The following is a 17,943-nucleotide window of genomic DNA, read 5'->3' as shown; positions in this document are numbered from 1 at the left end:
TGATATAATGGAAATAGCTTTTCAATATAGTAACAGTATAATACAAAAAAGTAAATGCTTTGGGAGGAAAAATTATGAATAAAATAAAAGCCGTTGCTTTTATTCTACTTCTTCTTATTTGTAGCGCCTGTTCGAAAGACTCAGTTAAATATGAGGGGAACTCCGAAAATTGGAAAGTGGGAGTGACACTAAATAACTCAAAGATAGCTGAGGGAGAAGTTCAGATAGAATATATAGGAGGAAAAATTAACGAAATAAATTATTTTGAATACTCTTTAGAAGGGTTAGATTTAAAGGTATCTGTTACTAAACAGGGCAATATTAAAATGCCACTGAAATTCAAAGACTCAATAAATAACCAAATGGGCACTAATCATATTAATCAATTATCAATGACAATTATTTGGGGAGAAAATAAGGAAGTGTTAACTCTTATTACGGATTAGGAAACTAAACTCAACTGTAGTGTGCAGTAGCATAAATCCATAAAACTCCAGACTTCAAGCTATATGACAACTCAGTCATATAAACGATTCGAGTCAGTTTGAGGAGAATGTTATGAAAGAACTGGATTTATAACCACCCCAATTTTATAGCACAGGAGCAGAGAGATCCCACCTATCTGGAGAAATACGCTAGCTTTGTAAAGGAGCAGCAATACAGCGAACAGTACCTAGACGGGCTCGGACTGTCATTCAGCGCATTTGCGATCTGATACATGGGGAACTGGTTTTGGACGGCGCGAAGGGAACATGCGTCAACATTTCGATGATGCTGTCGATAGTGCTTGAGCAGGAAGGATTCTGGAATTTCTACGTCAAGGGTGCATTGACGATTGAATTTCCGTCACGTGCGAAAATTCGGTCGAAGTATTACTGGCCAGTCGAACGAGGGCAGTTTAGCGCTACGCACTAATAGGTGGTTGCCCCTCCATTTACAGTTCTCGATCTGACCGTAAAACAGCAACATATAAAAATCCTTGATAGACAAGGGTTGAAAGCAATTGTTAGACATATGTACAAAATACAATGTAATACTAATTGTTAAGTTTCGTTGACAAGCCTATAATTCTACTGTATTTTCATATAGTGTTACACATCATATGTGGACATTTCCGTTTCTAAGAAACGGAAATGTCCATTTTTTTGTGAATACGAAATGACGAAACCCAGATGCATTAACCGTGTATGAGCATTATTACGATGAGGAGAAGTTCCGAGACTTACATGAAAGCTTCAGGAGAGCTATAGAAGCGTGAAAAAGAATACTTCAAATTGACCAAGTCACTGTCCCAGATCGCAAAGCCGGCATACATACAGCATTCGAGTTGCCAATAGTTCTAGAAATCAATAGGGACAGGTCGATAGTAGACTAGTACTCCATCAGTATTTAAACTGTGGATATAGTACTCCATCAGTCTAAAAATAGTTAAAATATAGAATCTATGATAGAGTCGAACTAAAAAGAGGTATCGACGATGAGAAAACGAAACTATATCGTAAATTTGAACCCTGAGCAACAAAAGGAGTTGCAGGGCTTGTGTAGCAAAGGAAAGGTAGCGGCACGTTCCCTAAGACGAGCTCAAATTCTCCTGTGGGCGGATGAAAATCGAGACGGCGGCAAGCTTTCGGATATCGAGATCGCACAGCGGCTGAACATCCTTACCAATAGCATGTACCTGGTTCGAAAGCGATATGCCGAGCAAGGACTGCAAGCGGCCATCGAACGAAAAATGCGACTACCACCGCCATCTGCGTGAAGTACGAAGGGAAAGCGCATTTTCCCCACATATGAAGGAGGGGGTATAGTTGCTCCCTTGGAAACCTTTCAGTTTGGATAGAACGGAGTACGATTGAGAGGCGCGTTTGGAGCAAGTGGATCGATTTTTGAAAATCATATTAACGTAATTATTATTATGTAAACCAATGTTGGAGCCGCAGCTTCAAATATAAGTTGAATTGAAATCAACCTAGTAATTGATCGGATACAATGATCTGAGGAAAGCTTGAGGCATCAATGACCACCATTCAAGATTTCAGTTATGAAAATTGCTCCGGAAGTCAATCTGGATATCATTCTGGAAGCCGTCTGGATGTCAATCCGGACCAACAGGAGCCGCCGCTTTTGTTTTGTTGCAATTGTCACCAAAAATTCAAATTTAATTCGTTTTCATGCAACAATTGCTATCGACAGTTCTTGCATTCAGCTATATTCTAGGTTAGGCAAGTCAATGATAATTGTTAATGAATGACATACATGAATTCGATTACCTCGAGGAGTGATTCAGCATGAATGAGAATTCAAGGATTTTTAAGGCTGTGGATGAATATAGCTTAACCCGCATCATGCAACACGTATTTGACCGGGTCACGATCGTGGCCGAGGTGGAGCTGCGGGAAGGCGGATTGTTCAATACGACGTATCTCGTCACCACGAAGCATCCTGACCAGAAGGTAATCATCCGCTTCGCACCCGCTCGGCAAGAACTGCTGTTCCAATTCGAACGCGAAATGATGGCGAAGGAACCATGGATTTACGACCAACTGAACCGGGTCGGTATTCCCGTGCCGCGCATTCTGGCTTTTGACGATTCGTATCGCATCATTCCGCGCAGCTACGTCGTATTGGAATATGTGGATGGCGTTGCGCTGCACGAAGCAAAGATGTCCGATATGGAACGCGGCTTGATCCAAGAGCAACTCGGCAAAGCTACGGCGGCCATGCACAGCATCACGGCGGACTATTATGGCTGGCCTCAGCCGGATCATCCCGAACGGGCTTATCGCACATGGTGGGACTTCATTGCAGCCTTCACCGATGAAATCGCCGAGAAGACGACCCGCTTCGAAGTGTTCGACGAGATGGCGATGCAATCGTATTACGGCTTCTTCCGCGAATATAAGGAGCTGTTCGAGCTGGCGGAAGCGCCTCGTTTCGTGCATAACGATTTGTGGGAGCCGAATGTGCTGGTGCGGAAAGAGAATGGATCGTGGGACATTGCCGCGGTTATCGATGCGGACCGCGCGTTGTTCGGTGACCGGGAATATGAATTTGCGTTATGGGGGAACAACCCGCACTTCATGAGAGGCTATGGCCGCGCATTGGACGCTTCGCATGAGGCGGACATCCGCCGCACTTCGTATTTATTCCTCCTGCAAATGATGAATGCCTATTTCCATAAGGTGCAGAACAACAATGAAGCGCAGTATCTTCATGAAAAAGCGCTCGCTGAAGCTACGTTCGAGCAGCTTCGGCACATGACTGCGTTGGCGCACGTATAAGACCGAATTCTAAAATGTGCTTGCATCATTAACAAAAACGGCAAGGGAAGCCTCCCGCAGCAAATGCATCGCATCGGCAAGATGTGAATTTGCGCGGCAGGCTTCCCTTGTCTGCGTATTAGGCTCGTTTTTACTCCTTCGCCTCGGCGAGAGAACGGTTTATTTTTTTGCACAATGCCGTAAATTGCCTCAGTTCATCCTCGTCCAACGTCGACTTGATGCTGTCCATCACTTCATTCCGGGATGCGGCGGCGGCGAGCAGAAAGGCTTGACCTTCTTCCGTCACCGCATGATGATAATACCTCCGGTCCGCTTCATCCCGTGTCTGCGATATCATGTTTTTGTGAATCAGCTTCTTCGTCAGCTTCGAAATGCCCGGCAGCGAGGCGTGGAATGCCTCCGCCAGTTCACGGGCCGTCTTCGGTCCATGCTTGTCTAAGTAATCGATGATATTGAATTGTGCGGATGTGATGCCTTGAATATTGAATTTGTTATGATGCGATACCACCTTGCATTGAAAAGAAGTGAATTCCTTCTCGAAAGAGTTGAAGTCGTTCAAGAGCAACGTTCCTTTCTATCAACTATAAATAGCGCTTTAATATCGAACCCGGATGCGATAGCAAGAATTGCGGCGTGCCTTCCGCAATGACTTCGCCGCCTTCATTGCCGCCCTTGGGGCCAAGCTCGATAATCCAATCCGCCTGGCGAATGAGCTGGAGATGATGCTCGATGACGATGACCGTATTTCCTTTGTCCACCAGGCGATCCAGCACGTTCATCAGCTTGCCGGTGTCACTGTCGTGCAGACCGATCGAAGGCTCATCCAAAATGTATAACGTATGCTGCCGCCGCGTTCCGGCCAGTTCAGAGGCCAGCTTCACCCGTTGGGCTTCGCCGCCGGAGAAGGTGTTGGCCGGCTGGCCGAGCGGTAAATATCCTAAACCGATATCAACCAGACAGTCCAAAATCCGCACAATGTCCGGAATATCTTGAAAAAGATCGCGTGCCTCCGCAATGCTCATATCCAGCACGTCGGCAATGTGGCGTCCGCGATACGTTATGCCTAAGATTGTCTCATTATATCGCTTGCCTTGGCAAGTGGGGCATGTCAGATAACGGGCGGGCATGAAATGCATTTGAAGCTTCAATTGCCCGGTTCCTTTGCACGCTTCGCATCGTCCTCCCGCCACATTGAACGTGAAGTCAGACGCCTTCAGCTTCATGCCTTCGCGCTTCGCCAGCAGCCGGTAATGCTCGCGGATATGGTCGAACACCTTTGTATAGGTTGCCGCGTTGGAGCGTGCCATTTTGCCCATCGCGTGTTGGTTGACGACAACGGTATGCTGGATTTGCTCCGATCCAGACAACGCCGGCAGCCGCTCAAGCAGTTCCTCCAGGATGAGCGTGGATTTTCCCGAGCCGGATACGCCGGTAACAGCCGTGAGCACGCCGAGCGGAATATCGACGGAGATCCGTTGCAAGTTATGCGTGCATGCTTCTGGAAGGGCAATCGCATGTGTCCATGGACGCACGTCCCGCTTCAACGCGGCTCCGACTTCGCGCAGGCACTTGGCTGTTACAGACACCGGATGCTGCAGCAGTTCGTCCACCGTGCCCTGAAATACGGCTTGGCCGCCGTGTTCGCCGGCAGCCGGACCGATGTCCACGACATAATCGGCTTGCTTAATAACATCGAGATCGTGCTCGACCACGATAATCGTATTGCCCAGAGCTCGCAGCTTCTGCATGGCGGCTACCAGCGAATCCGTATCCTGCGGATGGAGGCCGGCTGTCAGCTCGTCCAAGACGCACACCATGCCTGTCAAATTCGAGTTCAACAGAGATGACAGTCTCATCCGCTGGGCTTCGCCGCCGGACAAGGTGGAGAAGCCGCGATCCAAGGTTAAATAACCAAGGCCCGTATCGACCAAGCTTTGGGCCCTATCGGTTAATTCGGCCAAAATCGGACGCACGGCCTCCACATAACGCGGTTCCAGCGCATGCGGCAGTTCGTTCAGCCATGTCAGCAGATCCCGGATCGATATGCGCAGCAAATGGTGTATCGGCGTGCCGTTCACGGTCACTTCCAAGCTGGACGGCTTCAACCGTGTGCCCTGACATGCCGGACAAGCTGCCGGACGCAGAAAGTTTGCGAACTCCTCGTCCGCATCGTCGCCGGCTTCCTCATAGTAGCGCCGCATCAAGCTGTTGATGGCCCCTTCGTATTTGCCTTCCTTCATATTCGAAGGGGCGGGGGCATCGGGATGAAGATTCCGAATTCGCGGATCGTCGGTTCCATACAGAAGCAGATGGCGGACGATTTCGGGCAATTCCCCGATCGGGCGTTTCAGATCTTCTTCGCCGAAGGGCAGGTTATAATATTTGGCGGCCCGCACCAGCAGCGGGCCGAAATGCCAGATGAACCCCTTTTTCCATACTTGGATGCCGCCTTCTTGGATGGACAGATCCGGGCGGAGTATGGCATCGATGACAGGCTCGACTTGTTCGCCCAAGCCCATACAGGCCGGACAAGCGCCTTGTTCGGTATTGAACGAAAAATGGGCCATCGTAATGTTTTCGACGGGAGTGCCGCATGACGGACACGGGTAACACTCCGTGCCAGCTGCGGCTTCCCCGGCAGGCGATGTCGGCGCAGAACGGAGATCCGAGTAGGCGATGGTACTTAGGCAGCTCGGGCAAGGCCGCTCGCCGATAGCCGTATACAACAAGCGAAGATAGGTGTACGCTTCGCTATACGTTCCGACCGTAGATCGCGGACTATAGTTATGATGATGCTGGTTCACGCTAATGATGGGAGAGAGCCCGAGTATATCATCGTAGTCGGGCCGTTCTACATTGTCCGGCACTCTTCCGGTGGCACGGATGAATTTGCGTTCACCTTCCTGACAGAGGATATTGAACATCAGGGTCGATTTCCCGGAGCCGGATACGCCGGTCACCACGGTTAGTTGATTGCGGGGGAAGCGGACCTCGATATTTTTCAAATTGTGTTCTCTGGCACCTGTGATTATAATCCAGTCTTGCTTGCCAGTCATAGCATTCACCTTCTTGGTATCATTAAATAGTTGAACTGGTTAATTATTATCTTGGGTAACTAATATACTGCGCATAGGGGGGGTTGTCAACTATTCGATGGGAAAAATGAAAGAGGCCTGTCCCCGATCAGCATAACTGATTAAGGACAAGCCTTTGTTCAAGCGATATGTTAAAGAAACAAGGTGAGCGGGAGTTCAGTCGTTCGCCGCATAAGGCGCCTGCTGGTAGTGGAAATTCGGACTCATCCCGGTGTTGTCGTAGCTGTGATGGAAAATAGGCGTCGCCGCTGGCGAGAGCGGCGGTATCAACCAGGTCCAATCGCCCGTAAGCGGTCGATCGGCCTGGCGCTCCTGCTCCGCGAAGCGCATGAACTGCTGCGCGGCCGTATGATGATCGACGATGCTGACGCCGGCTTCCTTGAAGGAATGCAGCACGGCGATGTTCAACTCGACGAGCGCTTTGTCTTTCCATAGTGTCGCATTCGAAGCCGTCGATAGCCCCATGCGTTCGGCCACGGACGGCAGCATATTGTAGCGCGTGTCGTCCGCGAGATTGCGCGCGCCGATCTCGGTGCCCATGTACCAGCCGTTGAAGGGCGCCGCGTTATAGGAGAGGCCGCCGATCTCGAGGCGCATATCCGAGATAATCGGAACGCCATACCATTTGAGTCCCAGTTCTTCGAACCACGCGAATTCCGGGTGTGTCAACCGCACTTCCATTACGCTGGCAGGAGGAATGTCATGCCATTGCGGGGGCTTATTCCCGCACTGCACGACGAGCGGCAGCACATCGAAGGGAGTGCCAGCCCCTTGCCAGCCCAATGACTGGCACTTCCGCGTGAACGCCACGGAATGCGGATCGCCAACCACACCTTCTTCCGTCTCATAGCCTGCGTAGCGAATGAGCTGGTGATTCCAGATGCGGACGCGGCCATCGTCCTGATCTCCGGCGGGGAAGACCGTTATCGCGGGCCGGATGCGCCCCTCGTTAGTGGCGTACTCGATATGCCGCAGCAGAGCCGCATGGATATCCTCCTCGGTCTCGCAATGACGGGCATCGAACACCTGCAAGGACGGCCAGAAGAGGCGGCCGATGCAGCGGTTACTGTTGCGCCACGCCATCTTTGCGCCGTGCGCCAGCTCTTCCGCCGTATGAGAGTAAGTATGGGTTGCTTCGATCTCGCGGGCGACTTCCGCCAATCTGTCCGCGATGCGGCTGTCATCAATCCCTAATTCCTGATAACACTGTCTAATGAACTCAGAAGCTTCTGTCCAAAGCGTATGATTTGTTTGCTCCATCATGTGAATGATATCCTCTCTACGATTGCTGTCTTCTCAGATTAACATAGGAAATATGACGCAGGGATGTCCGCTGACGAACTTTTTATGAACCCCTGAATTGATGACACATAAGGTGTCACCAATCCCATGTTATAATCGGCGTAAATGAAACAATGGATACAAGTTGGGAGGGCTAACAGTGAAGCGGATGGATAGGTTGATGGCCATCCTCATGGCCTTGCAGCATCGACCGGAGACCGCCCAATCGCTGGCGGACAAGTTCGAGGTCTCGAAGCGCACCATTCTGCGCGACATGGAGGCGCTCTGTGAAATGGGGGTGCCCCTGTATTCCTCCACCGGTCCGTCCGGCGGATTCCGGCTCATGGATGGCTATATGCTGCCCCCTTTGCAATTCAACTCGATGGAAGCACTCACGGTGCTGTTTGCGTTGCGCGGGATGACTCAATTGCCGGACTCGCCCTTCAACGAAGAACGGTGGACCGTGATGGACAAGATTAAGCACGTGCTGCCGCAGGAGACGAGGTCTCAGATTGCACCTTTATTGGAGAAAATGGAACTAACCGTCCCGAAGCGGAAGTATCGCGCGCCATTCTTGGCCGATCTCCTCGATTATGCCTCGGCATCAGCTTGGGTGCGCGCATTCTATCGGTCGCAAAATCACCAACGCTGGCTAACGTTGTTCCCGCAGCGGATTTATGCGGCGCATGGCTTCTGGTATTGCGAAGCGTATTCGACCGTGCATCAGGAGTCGAGATCATTCCGCATCGACCGCTTCGAGAAGCTGCTGCCGCTCGAGGATGAAGCGGAGCTGGCCGCAGCGATGGCGGAATACCGGCAATCCGAGCGTCATGCCCCGGAGGGAGAGGAGGCAGGCTCCGGTCAAATGGCGCCTGCGACGATCCATATCCGTGCCCGCTTGACGTATCGGGGCCTGCTTCAAGTCGAGCAGGACGAGCATATCGGAGAATGCGTGCGTGCGCTGGACGAGGACGTCTGGGAGGTGTCCTTCGATTGTCCGCAAGCGGAATGGGAATGGGCGATCCGTTTTTTCTATCAATTGGGGCTGGAAGCGGAAGTGCTGGAGCCGGCGGCGCTAAGAGTGGAAATATGCCGGATTGCCGAACGAATGTGTATTCGATATCATGCTCAAGGAGAAAAAGGAGGCAGCAGCCAGTGAAGCAGTATAGCGCACATACATACGAAGAGGCAGTGCTGGTCATTCAGGAAGTAGGCATATTGCCGCTCGCAAAATTAATACCGGACCATCCGTCGCTCGGTGGGATTACGAAGGCGGAGCAGTGGCACTCCGATACCGAGTTCGATCCATGGCGGTGGAGAGTCCGCTTCCCTGGCGACGGGACAGCCGCATACGGGAAGTTCCTGAAGAAAAAAGCCATCTTCATTGCCCGTGACCTTGTTCCGCTCGTGTATGCGATATTGGGGAGTCCGCGTTCCGGACAGGCACGATACGAGGACGGGCTGCTGTCGAAGCCGGCATGCGAGCTGCTTGCGATCATTGAAGCCCAGCAGGGGATTGAGACAAGGTCACTGCGAGCGGCGGCTGGAATGAAAGCCGTCGAGAAGAAGAAGGAGTTCGATCAGGCTGTTATCGAGCTGCAGGGAACGATGGACATCGCCATCTCCGGCGTCAAAGCGCGGCGGAACGAAGCCGGCGAAATCAACGGATGGAACAGCACATCATATGAGACGATGCCGCATTGGATGGAGCATACGGGGATCGAGGCGGCCGCGATACCGATAGAGGACGCGCGGGAGAGGCTGCATGAACGCTTGTCCCAGAGCAGCAGCGCTGAGGCGATGGCGTATATGGGGAAGATATTCGGCTGGTAAGCCAGTGTGTGGACAGGCTGAATGCATGACGGTGATTAGCAGGGCGGTACAGTGAAGTCGCAGGAAAGCCGAGAGGGGAACAGGCTTTTAAAGTGAAATGAAAATATTTAATAACATTAATTATTAAGGAGGTTTATTATGAATGATATTAATCAAGTACTTGAAAATGCAAGGCAGTTCATGTACCGCAATGCAAGACTGATCGATCGGATGCGATTCGAATATTTCTTCGGAGTGGGCACGAAGGAGAGCGTATTGGCCGTTCTTCGTGCCTATCAGAACGAAGACGGCGGCTTCGGCAATGCGCTTGAGCCAGACATCCGCTGCCCTGACAGCCAGCCGGTGCCGACGGAAGTCGCGTTGGCGATTATGAATGAACTCGGCGGCTTCGATCGCGATATCGTGCTGGGCATAGCTCGCTTTATGGAATCGGTCATGGTAGAGGAGACCGGCGGCATACCGCGTTCGTTCAGCAGCGTGAATGAATATCCCCATGCGCCGTGGTGGACGACGGAACGGGACGATGCGGCCTCCATGAATCCGACCGGAAGCGTGATGGGCTTGCTGATGAAGCAGAATGCGGTTCCGGCGATTTCGGATGCGCCGTGGTTCCGCAAGACAGAGCAGTTCGTATGGGAACGGATTGAAAAGGTCAACACGAGCGATTATCATGACGTTGTTCAATGCATCACTTTCTTGGAAAATCACCCGGATCGCGAACGGGCCGGCTCTTATTTGGCGAAGGTTGACGAATGGTTGTCCTGGCCGGGAACGATTGAACTCGATCCGCATGCCGAGGGCTACGTGCACAAAGTACTCGATTGGGCGCCGTCGCATGATAGCTACGCGGCACGGTTCCCAGGCGAGGCGGACCTGGAACGCCATCTGGCCGCATTACTGCAAGAGCAGCGGGAAGACGGCGGCTGGCCGATCAGCTGGCCTGCCATCAGCCCCGCATGCGAGCTGGAGTGGCGGGGATTTATTACCGTAGAGCGATTGAAGACACTCCGCTCGTACGGGTGGCTCTAAGCTGATGTTCTATTTGACAATGATTTAGTACATTTCGCGGCAAAATCGGAAAATACGACGCTGTACTGCAAAAACACACGCAAATATGTACATTTCCCTCGATTCGCGCGATTTCCGGGGAAATCAACTGTATCATTGCAGTACACCGCTGGACATTACGCAATTGAAATGATACACATCGATCCTTTATCAACCAGCGGGGATGGACTGCGATCCACAAGCCGGAATGGTTGAAAGTGCAAGTAGTTAGGACAGTCTACTTGGATTAAAAGTAATAACAGGCTGGTTGAGGGTTCATTCCTGACCGGCCCGTTTGTTTTTCTGATCCTCGCATGTTTCTTGAACAGATTGTGGGCAAGCGAAAGCCCCCGACTTTCTTCGCAGCCGATTCACAATTCAAGTTTGTTCAAATCCATACCACATCTGCTCCAAATTTGATTCATTGTTTCCTCCTCCTTTTTTGTGAAAGTATATCCCATTTAACCGAAATATGAGTTCTCATTCGAGTTCAGAAAGTACCAAGTCAAGGGGTGTTCTCTAACGCTTCTTTTTTTGTGCTTTCTGAGGATTATTTAATTTGTTTTCGCTCACGGAACACTCCACCATGTGATGAAATACTTCACTCTCCTTGTTCATCTGGTTCCACGGAAACTCTTGCCCATAAAGGACAATAATCTTTGGATTCGTAATAACTTGACTAATGAGGGAATAGGTGGAAAAATATAAACAAGGCCAACGTTGGTAAAAAACAGCAACAATCATGTTGAAGACAAGATTTGAAATGATGTGGAATGAGGGTTCAGTCTATACGGATGACCAGATGGCGGCGGCGATGATTGACCGGTGGCACACCATGGACATTGCTTATCTTCGAAGGCGAAAGCTACAGAATGAAGCATGCATTCATGACGGAAAGATGAAAAAATCCCCCTTGATAATGATGGGGGAAAATGTTCGATGTTTTTTGGAATTATGCTTGACGAAATACAGGTTAGATCGATAGGCCTAATAAACCTAAAACAGAATATCCAAAGGAGTTATGAAAATTGAGTGAGAATGCGATCAAATTGTTCCCTTTAACTCATGCGCAGCAAAGAATATGGTATACGGAATTGCTATATCCGAATACAACGACATGTATGCTCTCCGGTACAATTACGATAAGAGGGAATATAAATCGGGAGCTTTTGCAGCAAGCCATCCAGTTAGTCATTCAACAAAACGAAGCTTTTCTAATAAAAATTACGCAGAAGAACAGCGAACCAATGCAATATGTCGATCCCTATGTACATAACGCAATCGAGTTTTTGGATTTCTCCGAATACGATGAATCGCATGTAGAGGAATGGTTGAATCTTCATAACAGAAAGCCAATAAAGCTGCTTGATTCGGACTTATATCAGTTTGTTCTATTAAAAATTAACGATGAGGAATACCGATACAGCTTCAAAGTGCATCACATCGTATCTGATGGCATATCCATGAATCTCGCTATTAACCAGATTACCGAAAATTATGTAAAGCTGACAGAAGGAACTTTATCCGCAGGGGATGAAAAAAAGCCTTACACCGATTACATTGACACGGAACAGGACTATGAGAAGTCAGAGCGCTACCAAAAGGATAAAGCGTATTGGTTGGAGAAGTTCCAGTCTCTCCCTGAGATAACAGGTATGAAGTCCTATAATCCTCTGGTGACAAGTACAGCTGCAAAAAGAAAAAGCCTCATCATAAGCAGCGTGCTTTATCACAAATTGTCGGAATTTTCTCGGCAAAATCAAATCAGTGTGTTTATTTTCTTTTTATCCGCAATGTATATTTACCTGCATAAAGTAAGCAACCAGAATGACATAACGATAGGGAGCGTTTATGCAAACCGAACAACGAAGAAAGAAAAAGATACGATTGGCATGTTCGCCAGTACAGTAGCGGGGCGGATGTCCGTGGAACCGGAACTGGAGCTGCTTTCATTTCTTCAAAGGGTGGCCAAAGAACAGAAGACGATTTTGCGTCATCAAAAATATCCATATAATCAATTAATTCAAGATTTGAGGGAGAAGCATAACAACAAAGATATTCAACGGCTGTTCGGTATTGCAGTGGAGTATCAAAACATACGTTTTCTCGATTTTGATAACTTTAGTGTACGAACTAAAGTTGAGTTTGGCGGACATGAAGGGAATGATTGCGTACTTCATATTAAAGAAATGTCGAATGATCAGCAGCTTGTGCTAGATGTGCATTATCGTACGCACATATTTGAAGAAAATGAAGTACAGCAAATGCTGCAGCAGATCATAACGATTGCCGAACATATGATTCATCGCCCATTTGAAAAAATAGTTGAGGTATCCCTGATTAGTGAGGAAGAGAAAAATACGATATTGAACGTATTTAATGACACTTGGACAGAGTATCCGCGAGACAAGACGATTCACCAGTTGGTTGAGGAACAGGCGGAGCGTATGCCGGATCGAGCGGCTGTCGTCTACGAGGGAAGCCAACTGACGTACCGCGAATTGAACACAAGAGCGAATCAATTAGCGCGAACGTTAAGAGCCGAACGGGTGCAGCCGGATCAGCTGGTCGGCCTCCTGGCCGAGCGTTCGCTGGAGATGATCGTTGGCATCCTGGCGATTATGAAAGCCGGAGGCGCCTATGTGCCGATGGACCCGGAGTATCCGGAGGAACGGATTGGCTACATGCTCGAGGATTCGGGAGCCCAGCTTGTATTGACACAGAGCCATTTGCAGAAGTGTGAATCCTTTGCCGGCAAACGCTTGATGCTGGATGATGAACGAATGTACAGGGAAGACGGATCGAACTTGAAGCTAGGTGCCCGGCCGGATCAGCTGGCCTACGTGATCTATACGTCGGGAACGACAGGCAAACCGAAAGGGGTGATGGTCGAGCATCGCGGCCTGTGCAATCTGAAGCCCCTGTTTGAGGATACGCTGCACATCGGAGAAGAGGACCACGTTGTCCAATTTGCAAGTTTGTCGTTTGATGCGTCGTGCTGGGAGATGTTCAAGGCGCTATTTACGGGCGCGACGTTGTATATTCCGACAAAAGAGACGATTTTGGATCCTCGGTTATTTGAAAGCTATATGAGCCGTCATCGCATTACGGCCGCTATTTTACCGCCAACCTACGCGGCAGCCTTAACTCCGGGGAACTTGCCGAGCTTGAAAAAATTGATCACGGGAGGCTCCGCCAGTTCCGTGGATTTGGTTCAGCAGTGGCGAGACCGGGTGCTGTATGTTAACGCCTATGGTCCGACAGAAGACTCGATTGTGACCACAATATGGCAGGCATCCGCTGTCGCTCCGGCCGGGAATGCTGTTGCTCCGGTCGGGAAGCTGGTGCCTATCGGCCGTCCGATCCCAAATCATCGGGTTTATATTGTGGATGCGAACGATCAATTGCTGCCGGTCGGTATCGCCGGGGAACTCTGCATTTCAGGCGTGGGTGTGGCCCGCGGTTACTTGAATCGTCCAGAGCTGACCGAGGAGAGGTTCGTGGACAACCCGTTCGAACCGGGCGCGCGGATGTACCGGACGGGGGATCTGGCCAAGTGGCTGCCGGATGGCAATATCGAGTATCTGGGCCGAATCGACCATCAGGTGAAGATTCGGGGGTATCGGATCGAGCTGGGCGAGGTTGAGGCGCAGCTGTTGAAGACAGCTTCGGTTCAGGAAGCGGTCGCGATTGCCCGGGAGGACGGAGACGGACAGCCGTATTTATGCGCCTATATCGTAGCGGACAAAGAGCTGACGTCAGGCGAGCTGAGAAGCGCGTTATCTCAAGAGTTGCCGGGCTACATGGTGCCTTCCTGCTTTGTGCAGCTGGAGCACATGCCGTTGACGCCAAACGGAAAAATTGACCGTAAAGCCCTGCCGGCACCAGACGGAAGCATGCAAACCGGAGCGGACTACGTGGCTCCGCGCACCGCGCTGGAAGCGCAGCTCGCGCAAATCTGGCAAGAGGTGCTTGGGCTTCCGCGCATCGGCGTGAAAGACCACTTCTTTGACATCGGCGGACATTCGTTGCGGGCAACGACTTTGGTGGCCAAGCTGCACAAAGAGATGGGGATCGAGATGCCGCTGAGAGAGGTCTTCCAATACCCGACGATTGAGCAAATGGCGGAAGTGATCACGGGCAAGGAACACCAGGCCGCGTATGTGTCCATACCGATCATAGAGGAAAGCGCCTATTATCCCGTCTCATCCGCGCAAAAACGATTGTACATTTTGAGCCAACTGGAAGGCGGAGAGCTCAGCTACAATATGCCGGGCGTCCTGGAAATGGAAGGAGCGTTGGATCGGGAGCCGCTGGAGGAAGCGTTTCGCCAACTGATTCGTCGTCACGAGACGTTGCGGACCGGCTTTGAACTGGTCGGCGGTGAAGCGGTGCAGCGGGTACACCGGGACGTGGAATTTGCGGTGGAGTACGTACGGGTGAATGAAGAGGAAGCGAACGCTCACCTTCGGGAGTTCATGCGCCCGTTTGATCTGCGTCAGCCGCCGCTCTTGCGAGTGAGACTCCTCGAACTGCAGCCGGATCGCCATTTGTTGCTTTTTGACATGCACCATATCATCTCGGACGGAGCTTCCATGGGCCTGTTCCTGCGGGAGTTTGCGCAGTTGTACGAGGGAGCGGAGCTGTCGCCGCTTCGAATCCAGTATAAGGATTATGCGGCATGGCAGCAGGGAGAAAGGCAGCGCGAACGGATGAGCAAGCAGGAAGCGTATTGGCTGGATGTGTTCGGCGGAGAAATCCCGGTCCTCGATCTGCCCGCGGACTATGCCCGGCCGGGGGTCCGAAGCTTTACCGGAAATACGTTTCACTTTGTCATCGACCAGCAGAGAAGGGAGAAAGTAAGGCAGCTTGCCCTGCAAACCGGAACGACGCTGTACATGGTCTTGCTTGCGGCCTATACCACCTTGCTGTCCAAGTACAGCGGACAGGAAGATATAATCGTGGGAACGCCGATTGCGGGAAGAACGCATGCGGAGCTGGAGCCGCTTCTGGGGATGTTCGTGAACACGCTGGCGATGCGCAATGCGCCGGCGGGTGAGAAGACTTTCCAGGAGTACTTGCGGGAAGTCAAAGAAAATACGCTGAGGGCCTATGAGAACCAAGACTATCCGTTCGAAGAATTGGTCAGCAAGCTGGATGTGGCAAGAGATATGAGCCGCAATCCGCTCTTTGATACGATGTTTGTTCTGCAAAACATCGAGCAAAGCGAAGTGAGCATCGAGGGGCTGACCTGTACGCTTTACCCGAACGAACATCACATCGCCAAGTTTGATCTGACCTTCAGCTTGACCGAAGAAGCTGAAGGAATCGCAGGCACCATCGAGTACGCGCGCTCGCTGTACAAGGAGGAGACGATCGAGCGGATGGCCGCGCACTTCAAGCAGGTGATCGACGCCATTCTAAGTAAACCGCAGAGGAAGCTGTCGTCGATCGAGATCATCAGCCCGAAGGAGAAAGCGCAGATTCTGGAGACCTTCAACGATACGGCGGCAGACTATCCGCGAGACAAGACGATTCATCAGTTGGTTGAGGAACAGGCGGAGCGTACGCCGGATCGAGCGGCTGTCGTCTACGAGGGAAGCCAACTGACGTACCGCGAATTAAACACAAAAGCGAATCAATTGGCGCGAACGTTACGAGCTGAAGGGGTGCGCCCGGATCAGCCCGTCGGCCTCATGGCCGAGCGTTCGCTGGAGATGATCGTGGGCATCCTGGCGATCATGAAAGCTGGAGGCGCCTATGTGCCGATGGACCCGGAATATCCGGAGGACCGGCTTGGGTATATGCTCGAGGATTCGGGAGCCGAGCTGTTATTGACACAGAGCCATGTGCAGAAGTGTGAATCCTTTCACGGCAAACGCTTGATGCTGGATAACGAACGAATGTACAGTGAAGCCGGATCGAACTTGCAGCCGGGTGCCGGGCCGGATCATCTAGCCTACGTGATCTACACGTCAGGAACGACGGGCAAACCGAAAGGGGTGATGGTCGAGCATCGCGGCCTCTGCAATCTGAAGCCCCTGTTTAAGGACACGCTGCACATCGGAGAAGAGGACCACGTGGTCCAATTCGCCAGCTTGTCCTTTGATGCGTCGTGCTGGGAGATGTTCAAGGCGCTCTTTACGGGCGCGACGTTGTATATTCCGACAAAAGAGACGATTTTGGATCCTCGGTTATTTGAAAGCTATATGAGCCGTCATCGCATTACGGCCGCTATTTTACCGCCGACCTACGCGGCATCCTTACATCCAGGCAACTTGCCGAGCTTGAAAAAGCTGATCACGGGGGGCTCCGCCAGTTCCGTGGATTTGGTTCAGCAGTGGCGAGACAGCGTGTTGTATTTCAACGCTTATGGTCCGACAGAAGACTCGATTGTGACCACAATATGGCAGGCATCCGCTGTCGCTCCGGCCGGGAATGCTGTTGCTCCGGTCGGGAAGCTGGTGCCTATCGGCCGTCCGATCCCGAATCATCGGGTTTATATTGTGGATGCGAACGATCAATTGCTGCCGGTCGGTATCGCCGGGGAATTTTGCATTTCAGGCGTGGGTGTGGCCCGCGGTTACTTGAACCGTCCAGAGCTGACCGAGGAGAGGTTCGTGGACAACCCGTTCGAACCGGGCGCGCGGATGTACCGGACGGGGGATCTGGCCAAGTGGCTGCCGGATGGCAATATCGAGTATCTGGGCCGAATCGACCATCAGGTGAAGATTCGGGGGTATCGGATCGAGCTGGGCGAGGTTGAGGCGCAGCTGTTGAAGACAGCTTCGGTTCAGGAAGCGGTCGCGATTGCCCGGGAGGACGGAGACGGACAGCCGTATTTATGCGCCTATATCGTAGCGGACAAAGAGCTGACGTCAGGCGAGCTGAGAAGCGCGTTATCTCAAGAGTTGCCGGGCTACATGGTGCCTTCCCGCTTTGTGCAGCTGGAGCACATGCCGTTGACGCCAAACGGAAAAATTGACCGTAAAGCCCTGCCGGCACCAGACGGAAGCATGCAAACCGGAGCGGACTACGTGGCTCCGCGCACCGCGCTGGAAGCGCAGCTCGCGCAAATCTGGCAAGAGGTGCTTGGACTTCCGCGCGTCAGCGTGAAAGACCACTTCTTTGAGATCGGCGGACATTCGTTACGGGCAACGACTTTGGTGGCCAAGCTGCACAAAGAGATGGGGATCGAGATGCCGCTGAGGGAGGTCTTCCAATACCCGACGATTGAGCAAATGGCGGAAGTGATCACGGGCAAGGAACACCAGGCCGCGTATGTGTCCATACCGATCATAGAGGAAAGCGCCTATTATCCCGTCTCATCCGCGCAAAAACGATTGTACATTTTGAGCCAACTGGAAGGCGGAGAGCTCAGCTACAATATGCCGGGCGTCCTGGAA

11 protein-coding genes are annotated in these 17,943 nt (G+C 51.4%); 8 read left to right on the top strand and 3 right to left on the bottom strand.

What is annotated here, in order from left to right; all coding sequences use genetic code 11:
- Nucleotides 1-74: 74 nt before the first annotated feature.
- From JSQ80_RS26290 to JSQ80_RS26275, 4 genes are all read left to right on the top strand, one after another.
- Nucleotides 75-446 carry a hypothetical protein gene (locus JSQ80_RS26290; protein WP_206097777.1) on the top strand — a complete coding sequence of 124 codons (372 nt, stop codon included), beginning with the start codon at nucleotides 75-77 and terminating at the stop codon, nucleotides 444-446.
- Nucleotides 447-732: 286 nt separating this feature from the next.
- A complete protein-coding gene (locus JSQ80_RS26285) occupies nucleotides 733-915 on the top strand; it encodes a hypothetical protein (RefSeq protein ID WP_206097776.1) in 183 nt (60 codons plus the stop codon).
- 562 nt (nucleotides 916-1,477) lie between these two features.
- The gene (locus JSQ80_RS26280; protein ID WP_206097775.1) at nucleotides 1,478-1,759 is read left to right on the top strand and encodes a helix-turn-helix domain-containing protein; all 282 of its coding nucleotides are present in this window, start codon (nucleotides 1,478-1,480) and stop codon (nucleotides 1,757-1,759) included.
- 529 nt (nucleotides 1,760-2,288) lie between these two features.
- Nucleotides 2,289-3,281, top strand: coding sequence for a phosphotransferase family protein (locus JSQ80_RS26275; protein WP_206097774.1), 993 nt, complete (start codon nucleotides 2,289-2,291; stop codon nucleotides 3,279-3,281).
- Between the two features lie 130 nt (nucleotides 3,282-3,411).
- Here JSQ80_RS26275 and JSQ80_RS26270 read toward each other — a convergent pair whose 3' ends face one another.
- The 3 genes from JSQ80_RS26270 to JSQ80_RS26260 all read right to left on the bottom strand — a co-directional run bounded on the left by JSQ80_RS26270 (nucleotide 3,412) and on the right by JSQ80_RS26260 (nucleotide 7,639).
- On the bottom strand, nucleotides 3,412-3,840 hold the full coding sequence (locus tag JSQ80_RS26270) for a MarR family winged helix-turn-helix transcriptional regulator (protein ID WP_206097773.1): 429 nt from the start codon (nucleotides 3,838-3,840) through the stop codon (nucleotides 3,412-3,414).
- Between the two features lie 22 nt (nucleotides 3,841-3,862).
- Nucleotides 3,863-6,337: an ATP-binding cassette domain-containing protein gene (locus JSQ80_RS26265; RefSeq protein ID WP_206097772.1), complete on the bottom strand. Its 2,475-nt coding sequence runs from the start codon at nucleotides 6,335-6,337 to the stop codon at nucleotides 3,863-3,865.
- A 195-nt stretch (nucleotides 6,338-6,532) separates the two neighbouring features.
- Nucleotides 6,533-7,639 carry a nitric oxide synthase oxygenase gene (locus JSQ80_RS26260; protein WP_206097771.1) on the bottom strand — a complete coding sequence of 369 codons (1,107 nt, stop codon included), beginning with the start codon at nucleotides 7,637-7,639 and terminating at the stop codon, nucleotides 6,533-6,535.
- Between the two features lie 187 nt (nucleotides 7,640-7,826).
- On the opposite strand from JSQ80_RS26260, the gene JSQ80_RS26255 reads away from it, so the two are divergent.
- From JSQ80_RS26255 to JSQ80_RS26240, 4 genes are all read left to right on the top strand, one after another.
- On the top strand, nucleotides 7,827-8,816 hold the full coding sequence (locus JSQ80_RS26255; RefSeq protein ID WP_240464339.1) for a helix-turn-helix transcriptional regulator: 990 nt from the start codon (nucleotides 7,827-7,829) through the stop codon (nucleotides 8,814-8,816).
- Complete coding sequence (locus JSQ80_RS26250) at nucleotides 8,813-9,490, top strand: AlkZ-related protein (RefSeq protein ID WP_206097769.1); 678 nt, start codon at nucleotides 8,813-8,815, stop codon at nucleotides 9,488-9,490. Before JSQ80_RS26255 ends, JSQ80_RS26250 begins: the two co-directional genes overlap by 4 nt.
- A 138-nt stretch (nucleotides 9,491-9,628) precedes the next feature.
- Nucleotides 9,629-10,519, top strand: coding sequence for a hypothetical protein (locus JSQ80_RS26245; protein ID WP_206097768.1), 891 nt, complete (start codon nucleotides 9,629-9,631; stop codon nucleotides 10,517-10,519).
- A gap of 1,046 nt (nucleotides 10,520-11,565) precedes the next feature.
- The coding region (locus JSQ80_RS26240; RefSeq protein WP_206097767.1) for a non-ribosomal peptide synthetase at nucleotides 11,566-17,943 on the top strand (6,378 nt) is incomplete at its 3' end.

This window comes from Paenibacillus apiarius, from assembly GCF_017052585.1.
GTDB lineage: Bacteria > Bacillota > Bacilli > Paenibacillales > Paenibacillaceae > Paenibacillus_B > Paenibacillus_B apiarius.
This window is presented reverse-complemented; position numbering and strand designations above follow the sequence as displayed.

Coding starts and splice junctions, on each gene's coding strand:
- JSQ80_RS26290 (WP_206097777.1), top strand. CDS start 75: ATGAATAAAATAAAAGCCGTTGCTTTTATTCTACTTCTTCTTATTTGT.
- JSQ80_RS26280 (WP_206097775.1), top strand. CDS start 1,478: ATGAGAAAACGAAACTATATCGTAAATTTGAACCCTGAGCAACAAAAG.
- JSQ80_RS26275 (WP_206097774.1), top strand. CDS start 2,289: ATGAATGAGAATTCAAGGATTTTTAAGGCTGTGGATGAATATAGCTTA.
- JSQ80_RS26265 (WP_206097772.1), bottom strand. CDS start 6,337: ATGACTGGCAAGCAAGACTGGATTATAATCACAGGTGCCAGAGAACAC.
- JSQ80_RS26260 (WP_206097771.1), bottom strand. CDS start 7,639: ATGATGGAGCAAACAAATCATACGCTTTGGACAGAAGCTTCTGAGTTC.
- JSQ80_RS26255 (WP_240464339.1), top strand. CDS start 7,827: ATGGATAGGTTGATGGCCATCCTCATGGCCTTGCAGCATCGACCGGAG.
- JSQ80_RS26245 (WP_206097768.1), top strand. CDS start 9,629: ATGAATGATATTAATCAAGTACTTGAAAATGCAAGGCAGTTCATGTAC.